Here is a 7,518-nt window from a genome sequence, read left to right as displayed (position 1 = left end):
CGGATTTTCCGGCAGCTTGCCCCACAATTCGGTGATCCGCGCGCTGGCGGCAGCATCGCGGCGCTGGGCTTCGGCCAACTGGGTTTGCGCCTGGGCGGCGGCGACATCGGCACGCGCCTTGTCGGCCGTGCTTTCGGCGCCGGCCTTGGCGCGTTTGCCCACCATCATCGCCACCCGGTCGAGCCGCTTGGTGTGCCCCTTGGTCAACTGCAGGCTGGCGCGGGCGGCGATGGCTTCGTGCCAAGCCCCCAGCAGCGCCACCAGCGCATCGGTGCGGGCCAGTTCATAATTGGCGCGGGCACCGGTTTCCGCAGCTTGGCCTGCACGGATACGCGCCGAGGTGGCACCCCAATCGAGCAGCAGCTGGTTGACCGAGCCGATGGCATCGGTGCGGCGCCGCGGCACGAGGCTTTCGAACCGGGTGGTTTGCCGTTGAAAATCGCGGGCGACGGTATCGGCGCTGTTCACATCCACGCCCAACGTGGGAAACAGTCGGCTGCGGGCCTGCCTGGTTTGCGCGTTGGCGATGGCCATGCCTTCGCGGCCTTCGCCAACCGATGGCAACGCATCGGCTGCCGCGCGCAGCCGCATCGGCAAATCGACCACGGGCCGGGCTGCGAGCGCGTTCAGCCAAGCCTGATCTGCGGCGGGGAGGGGCAAAATTTGCGGCGCTGCCGCACGGGCCGGGTTGGCAGACTTGGCTGGAGCGGTCTTTGCCGGCAGCGCGGGATTGGCCGGCGCGGTGCCGGCAGCCTGCGCTGCAATCAAAATCAGCAAAGCGGCCGTGACGCCCACCAGACCCCCCTGAAACCTGGCACCAGCTTCATATTTTTCCTCTCGAAATCGCCGTGCGGCGACCACGGAATGGGGAGTGATAGCCGAGGCGGCGCACCCCGGCAAGTAAGGCTACGCCGGGCCAGAGCATTTGGGCGCAGGCGCGACACGAGGATATTTTGTGGGTAGCGACTGTCATCACCACTTCATTTGCCACTGCCCACTGCAAACAGGCGAAGCGGTCAGGCCGCTACTACCGTCTGTTCGATGGCGCCGAAGATGCTGTGGTGCTTGTCGTCCAGCATCTCGATCCGTACCACATCACCTGGGCTGAGCCACGGCGTCGATGGCGTGCCGGCCAGGATGGTTTCCACCATGCGCTGTTCGGCAATGCAGGCATAACCGCGGCCACCATGAGCGCAGGGCTTGCCCGGGCCGCCATCGGCATCACGGTTGGAAACCGTGCCCGAACCGATGATGCTGCCCGCAACAATGTCCCGCGTTTTTGCGAGATGCGCGATGAGCGTGCCGAAATCGAACGTCATGTCGGTGTGGGTTTCCACCCGGCCAAAGGGCTGGCCGTTCAGTTCGACACACAGCGTGCCCACCAGCTTGCCATCCTGCCAATGCTCCCCAAGCGCTTCAGTGGTCACCAGTACGGGTGAAAGTGCGCTGGCCGGCTTGGACTGCACAAATCCGAAGCCCTTGGCCAGTTCATCGGGGACCAGACCGCGCAGCGAGATATCGTTGACCAGCCCGACGAGCCTGATCGCCGCCAGTGCTTCCTCGCGGCTGGCGCCTTGCCGCACATCGCCAGTGACGACGACGACTTCGGCTTCAAGGTCCAGACCCCAGGCTGGATCGTGAAAAGCAATGGATTCGCGCGGGGACAGGAAATGATCGCTGCCGCCCTGATACATCAGCGGATCGTGCCAGAAGCTTGCTGGCAATTCGGCCCCGCGGGCACGGCGTACCAGGTCGACATGGTTCACATATGCGCTGCCATCGGCCCATTGATAGGCACGGGGCAGGGGCGCCGCAGCGTCGCGTTCGTGAAAGCGCGCGTGCGGCAGCGCATCATGGGAAAGGGACAGCGCCACCCCTTTCAATACCGGGGCAGCACGGTCCCAATCGTCCAGCGCCGATTGCAGTGTGGGGTACATGGGCGGCGGCGCGGCGCACCAGGCGAGATCGTCAGAAACGAGGACAAGGCGGCCATCACGGCCGAATTTGAGCGACGCGAGTTTCATTCCCCATTGCTGAACCGGTTTGTCGCGGCTGGCAAGCCTTGGCGCGGCGGCAACGCGCGGTTAAAGCAGAGTGGAAGAGGAGTTTCGCCATGGCCACTGCCGCAGCCGCCGACGTTCAGCATTTCGCCCCCAAGTGGCCCAAATTCGATTGGGAAGATCCGCTGCTGCTCGCCAGCCAGCTTTCCGAAGAAGAGACGATGATCCGCGATGCCTCGCGGGCCTTTTGCGATGCCGAACTGGCGCCGGTGGTCAAGCTGGCCAACCGCCATGAAACGTTCGATCCGGCGCTGATGCGCAAGTTTGGCAGCGCAGGCCTGCTTGGCCCAACGATCACGGGCTATGGCTGCGCCGGCACCTCGTACGTCGCCTATGGCCTGATTGCCCGCGAAGTTGAGCGGGTGGATTCGGCTTATCGTTCGGCGATGAGCGTGCAGTCGAGCCTCGTGATGTATCCGATCCACGCTTATGGCTCCGAAGCCCAGCGTGAACGCTATTTGCCGGGCCTGGCCAGCGGCGAGTTGATCGGCTGTTTCGGCTTGACCGAGCCTGATGCCGGTTCCGATCCTTCGTCCATGAAAACCCGCGCCAAGAAGGTGCAGGGCGGCTGGCTGCTGAGCGGTGCCAAGATGTGGATCACTAATTCGCCGCTGGCCGATGTCGCAGTGGTGTGGGCCAAGTGCGAAGACGGCAAGATTCGCGGTTTCATCGTTGAACGCGGCGATGCCGGTTTCTCAACGCCCAAGATCGAAGGCAAATTCAGCCTGCGCGCCGGAGTGACCGGCGAAATCGTACTGGCCGATGTGCATCTGCCCGAAGAGCGTATCCTGCACGGCGTTGAAGGCCTGGCCGGCCCGTTCGGCTGCCTCAACAATGCGCGTTTCGGCATTGCCTGGGGCGCGATGGGCGCGGCGGAATGGTGCTGGCACGCTGCCCGGCAATATACGCTTGATCGCCAGCAGTTTGGCCGGCCATTGGCGGCGACCCAGCTCATCCAGAAGAAACTGGCCGACATGCAGACCGAGATCACGCTGGGCCTGTGCGCGGCGCTGGCGGGCGGTCGGTTGATGGACAATCACACACTGGCGCCGGAGGCCATCTCGCTGCTCAAGCGCAATAATTGCGGCAAGGCGCTCGATATCGCCCGCGTGGCCCGCGACATGCACGGCGGCAACGGCGTTTCGGATGAATATGGCGTGATCCGTCATGTGATGAACCTGGAAGCCGTGAACACCTACGAAGGCACCCATGACGTTCACGCGCTCATCCTGGGCCGCGCGCAAACCGGGCTGCAGGCGTTCTTTTAAATTCTGATCGGCAGGGCCGTCGTGCTCTTCACTTCGTCAAGGATGATGGAGGAGCGGGCGGTCGCCACTTCGGGTGCGGCCAGGATGCGGTGGGACAGCAACTGGTTGAAACTGGCCAGATCGCGCGTCGCCACCTTCAGGATCAGGTCGGCCTCGCCGGTCAGCTTGTGGCACTCCATCACTTCATCAAGGCCGAGGATGCGGGCGCGGAAGGCCTCGGCGGCCTCGGGTGAATGGCTTTTCATGGTGAGCAGCACATAGGCCATCAGCCCAACCCCCACCGCCGCCGGTTCCAGCACGGCGTGGAAGCCGCGGACATGGCCGGCCTTTTTCAGCGCCGCCATCCGCCGCGAACATTGCGACGCTGAAAGGTGGATGGCCTCGCCCATTTCCACCGGGCCGATATCGCCGCGCTGCTGCCACAGCGTGAGGATCTTCAGGTCATAGGCGTCGATCATGAACGAACTGTGCGCACGGCCGCTGTTTCGCGCAAGCGGCGTGGGCCAACCAATGTCTGGGACTGGCCGGGCGGGAGGCTGCCGGTGCTGTGCACGGCACCTTTATCGCGCACGGGGGGCCAGATCGGCATCGAGGGCCTTCAGCCGAGTGCCGAACACTGGCAAGCCGTAATCAACTGGCGTGAACTGCAAGAGCGCCAGGGCCGACCGCGTGCGCGATTGCAGCGGCCAAGGTTTTAGCGGGAGGTGTTCAGCGCATTCGCGAGTGGGCGCTGGCTGGTCCATTGCGTGACCAGCCAGCGCCAGCGAAATCAGCGGCCAAGACGGTCGATGGCGCTTATTTGGCGCCGCGGTTCACGTCGTTCCCGCGGTCGTCGTCGCCTTCAACAGGAGGTGCAGTCGCTGGCGGCGCCATCGCGTCGGCGGGCGGAGTGACTTCGGCAGTGGCTTCAGCAGCCGGGGCATCGGCGGCGGGAGCCTCGGCGGCTTTCTTTTCGCCGCAGGCGGCAAGCAGGCTGACGGCGAGCATGGCGCCGGCCAGAATCGTCAACTTCTTCATATATATCCCCCAAATCGGCTTGAACGGACCAACCACGCTCGCTCAGTAGCGGGCGAACCATTATCTTGCCTTGCGACGGCCAGACCGGCAAGACTTGATTATTGGCTTGTTCAGGCGGTCAGGCCAACGCGCAGCAGCACTGCCTTGAACCGGGGTTGTTTGCGCAGAGGATCGAGCAGTGGGTCGGTGCCCGCCAGCACCAGCCCCGAATCGCGCAGCTCAAGCGCCCGCTCCAGTGTGGCCAGCGCCGGCTCGATACGGCCCCACTGCGCCAGCACTTCCACCTGCTGATAAAGGCCGCCGTCGCCGAATTCCGTAACCAGCCGGGCCATTTGCGCCTCGCCTGCGGCCGCGCCGGACAAGCGGGCATCGGTGATGGCCAGCCCGCGCAATTGGGAAAGCCGGCTCGGTTCGGCGGCATAATGGCGGCGAGCGGCGGCGACGTCGCCGGTGACAAGCGCGATGTCGCCTAAAATACGGTGCACGATACCCTGGCGCGGGTTAAGCGCCAGCGCGGTTTCCAGCGGTTGGCGGGCGGCGTTGTAATCATGGGCGGCAAAGGCCACCATGCCGGCGTTGCGGAACACTGCCGAGTTTAGCGGATCAAGCCGTTCGGCGCGGCGGATGGCGGCGTTGGCATTGGCGAAGTCACCGATATTGGCGGAAAATTCGGCAACGGCAGCCAGGATCGGCGCGTTGCCCAGGCCCAGCTCGAAACTGCGTTGATAGGCCGGCCTTGCCGAAGGGATGTCGAGCTGGCTCATCATCAGGAAACCCAGCGCGGCGTGGCCGTCGGCCATATCAGGCGCCAGCGCGATGGCATTGCGGGCGCTGACCAGCGCATCGCTGCGCAAACCGGCGGCCCGAGCAATGCTGGCATCGCGGTTGGCGATGGCGGCCAGGGTGCGGGCCCTGGCGGCGTGCGCAGCGCCATATTTGGCATCGCGGGCGATAGCCGTGTCGAAGGCGGCCAACGCCTGCGCATCGGTGTCGCTGCTGCCTCCGATCTGGTAAAGCGCCTGACCTTTGACATAGGCATCAAACGCGGCGGCATCGCTGGTGGCGCCGGGCCGTTCAGCCCGCCAGGCGTCATCCTTGGCGAGCGTGGAAATCAGCGCGTCGGCAACGGTGGTGGCAATTTCTACTTGTACTGCAAGGACATCGGCCATCGCACGATCAAAGGCCTGGCTCCAGCGTTCAAAGCCGGAGGCGCCGTCCACCAGCCGCGCCGTGATGCGCACCCGGCCTTCCGTTTGGCGTGCCGACCCCATCAACAGGTTGGAAACACCCAGGCGGCGGGCGACATCGCGGGTGTCTGCCTCGGCGGCGCGGAAGCCGCCTGCGGAAGCCGCGCCGCTGACCAGCAGTTGCCGGTTGAGGCTGAGCGTGGTGCGTAATTCTTCGGCGAGGCCTTCGGCGAAATAATCCTTGTCGCTTTGGCCACTGAGGTTGCGAAACGGCAATACCGCGACGCTGTTGGCAATTTCGGTGTCTGCTTTGGTTCGCAGCCAGCGCCAGCCCGCCAGCCCGCCAGCGCTGGCCAGCGCCGCTGCGCCAATGAGCAGATTGCGGCGATTGCTGTTGCCGGCGGATAGGGGAACGCTGCCGGGGTATCCGGGATTGCTGCCGGCGGCTGTTGGTGTGCTGCCGGCGGCTGGCGGCGCACTGGAAACCGCGGCAATCGCGCTGATAACACGGCGAAACAGCTCGGCCGCCGGCTTGCCGTTCCACTTGGTAATGTCGATAACCTGGAATTGGCGGAAGCCGAGCGGCGGCAGGCTGCCATCAAGGGACAGCGGCACCAGCCGGCGGCGATCGCGGCCAACCGTGGCTTCATCGCGTACCCAATGGCTGTCGATCGAGGTTTTCGACCACAACACCACCACGGCATCGGCTTTTTCCAGCGCTGCCTGCGTCGTTGGCAGGAAATTGTCGCCGCCTTCAAGCAGACCATCCCACCACACGGCATGGCCATGCTGTTCCAGGGCGCGGATCAGCGGCAGTGCTGCTTTCTGATCGGTGCGGGAGTAGCTGAAGAACAGGTGCAAACGGGCCGCGCCGCCCGCTGGCGCGCCGCCCTTGCCCTGTTCGACACCCTCGCCGTTCATGTCGTGCGACCTCTCGAGCCCTGCTGCTGATGCTTCATCCTATTGCCGGATTATTTTCGGCATTGCGAAAGCCAAATTGCCTGCCGGGTGCATTTTGCCGGTTGTCTTTGCCGGCGAAGCAAACCAGTTTGCCGGGGATGGCTGAAACCCCCCTTCTTGCGGTGCCGCCCCTGCCGGCGCCGATCCTGTCGCTGGGGGTGACGGGGCACCGTGCCAGCAATGCCGTCTTTGCCGCGAATGAGGCCCGCATCACTGCCGTGATCGATCAGCTGTTCACCGCCATTACCGCCGCTGCCGGCCCGGCGCAGGTGCGGTTGCACAGCCTGCTTGCCGATGGCAGCGATCAACTTGCAGCCATTGCTGCCCTGGCGCGCGGCTGGGAATTGGCGGCGCCGTTGCCGTTCGGGCGCGCGCTCAATCTGGCGATCAACGCTCATCCCGCCAGCCGGCTCGATGCCCGCCGTTTGCTGGCCGGCGGCGCTGCGCTGGAACCTGAAACTGCCGCGCGGGCTGCTGCACTTTTGGCGCTGGCCGGGCGGGCACGGTTGTTTGAGCTGGCCGATGCCGATGCGGCGATTGCGCCGCTGTTTCTGGCGATGGTCGATGCACCGGGTGATGTTGCGGCGGCCGGCCGCTATGCCAGTGCCGCCTCGCGCCGGGTGGCGCTGTCCGGGCGGGTGATGATCGAACAATCCGATCTGATGGTCGCGGTGTGGGACGGCGCCAGCCGCGATGCCGTGGGCGGCACCGGCCACACCCTGGCCAGCGCCTTGGTGGCCGGCGCCAGCGTGATCCTGATCGATGCGCGCAACCCCGAAGCCTGGCGGCTGGTGACCGAGCTGGAGGCGCTCGACCAGCCCGCGGATGGGGCTGAATGCGCTGGCAGGGCCGGGCGCGATGGCAGGCTGGCCGCCGTCATTGCCGCCGCACTGTATCCGGCCGGAGACAGGGCGGCGGCTGCCTTGGCGCTGTCGACGTCGGCGTGGCGCGCGCGCAGCAACCCGCTGTTTCATACCTATCGCCGGGTGGAGGCGATGTTTGGCGCGACCGGGCGGCCGCTGCGAT

General features: G+C 65.4%; 6 protein-coding genes and 1 pseudogene. 2 read left to right on the top strand and 5 right to left on the bottom strand.

Features of this window, described 5'->3' with window-relative positions; translation table 11 throughout:
• Together ACESL8_RS11700 and ACESL8_RS11695 are read right to left on the bottom strand one after the other, a co-directional pair.
• Positions 1-795 (bottom strand): TolC family protein (locus ACESL8_RS11700; RefSeq protein WP_372919047.1); only part of this gene is annotated, 795 nt, incomplete at its 3' end.
• Positions 796-1,016: 221 nt separating this feature from the next.
• A complete protein-coding gene (locus ACESL8_RS11695; protein ID WP_372919045.1) occupies positions 1,017-2,024 on the bottom strand; it encodes a fumarylacetoacetate hydrolase family protein in 1,008 nt (335 codons plus the stop codon).
• 89 nt (positions 2,025-2,113) lie between these two features.
• Between ACESL8_RS11695 and ACESL8_RS11690 the strand changes: the two genes are divergently transcribed.
• Positions 2,114-3,328, top strand: a complete 1,215-nt coding sequence (locus ACESL8_RS11690) for an acyl-CoA dehydrogenase (RefSeq protein ID WP_372919043.1) — start codon at positions 2,114-2,116, stop codon at positions 3,326-3,328.
• On the opposite strand, the gene ACESL8_RS11685 is transcribed toward ACESL8_RS11690, so the two are convergent.
• The 3 genes from ACESL8_RS11685 to ACESL8_RS11675 all read right to left on the bottom strand — a co-directional run bounded on the left by ACESL8_RS11685 (position 3,325) and on the right by ACESL8_RS11675 (position 6,453).
• Entirely contained in the window at positions 3,325-3,786 is a 462-nt protein-coding gene (locus ACESL8_RS11685) for an Lrp/AsnC family transcriptional regulator (RefSeq protein ID WP_372919041.1), read from the bottom strand. The two genes, ACESL8_RS11690 and ACESL8_RS11685, sit on opposite strands and share 4 nt — an antisense overlap.
• Before the next feature lie 337 nt (positions 3,787-4,123).
• Positions 4,124-4,345, bottom strand: a complete 222-nt coding sequence (locus tag ACESL8_RS11680; protein WP_372919039.1) for a hypothetical protein — start codon at positions 4,343-4,345, stop codon at positions 4,124-4,126.
• A 110-nt stretch (positions 4,346-4,455) separates the two neighbouring features.
• Positions 4,456-6,453 (bottom strand): TIR domain-containing protein, encoded by a 1,998-nt coding sequence (locus ACESL8_RS11675; protein ID WP_372919037.1) that lies wholly within the window; start codon positions 6,451-6,453, stop codon positions 4,456-4,458.
• Between the two features lie 137 nt (positions 6,454-6,590).
• On the opposite strand from ACESL8_RS11675, the pseudogene ACESL8_RS11670 reads away from it, so the two are divergent.
• A pseudogene (locus ACESL8_RS11670) lies at positions 6,591-7,518 on the top strand (hypothetical protein); the annotation flags it as partial.

It is taken from the genome of Sandarakinorhabdus sp., from assembly GCF_041689835.1.
In the GTDB taxonomy this organism is placed as follows: domain Bacteria; phylum Pseudomonadota; class Alphaproteobacteria; order Sphingomonadales; family Sphingomonadaceae; genus Sandarakinorhabdus.
Note: the sequence above shows the minus strand (reverse complement) of the source record. Positions and strands in the feature narration are given on the sequence as shown.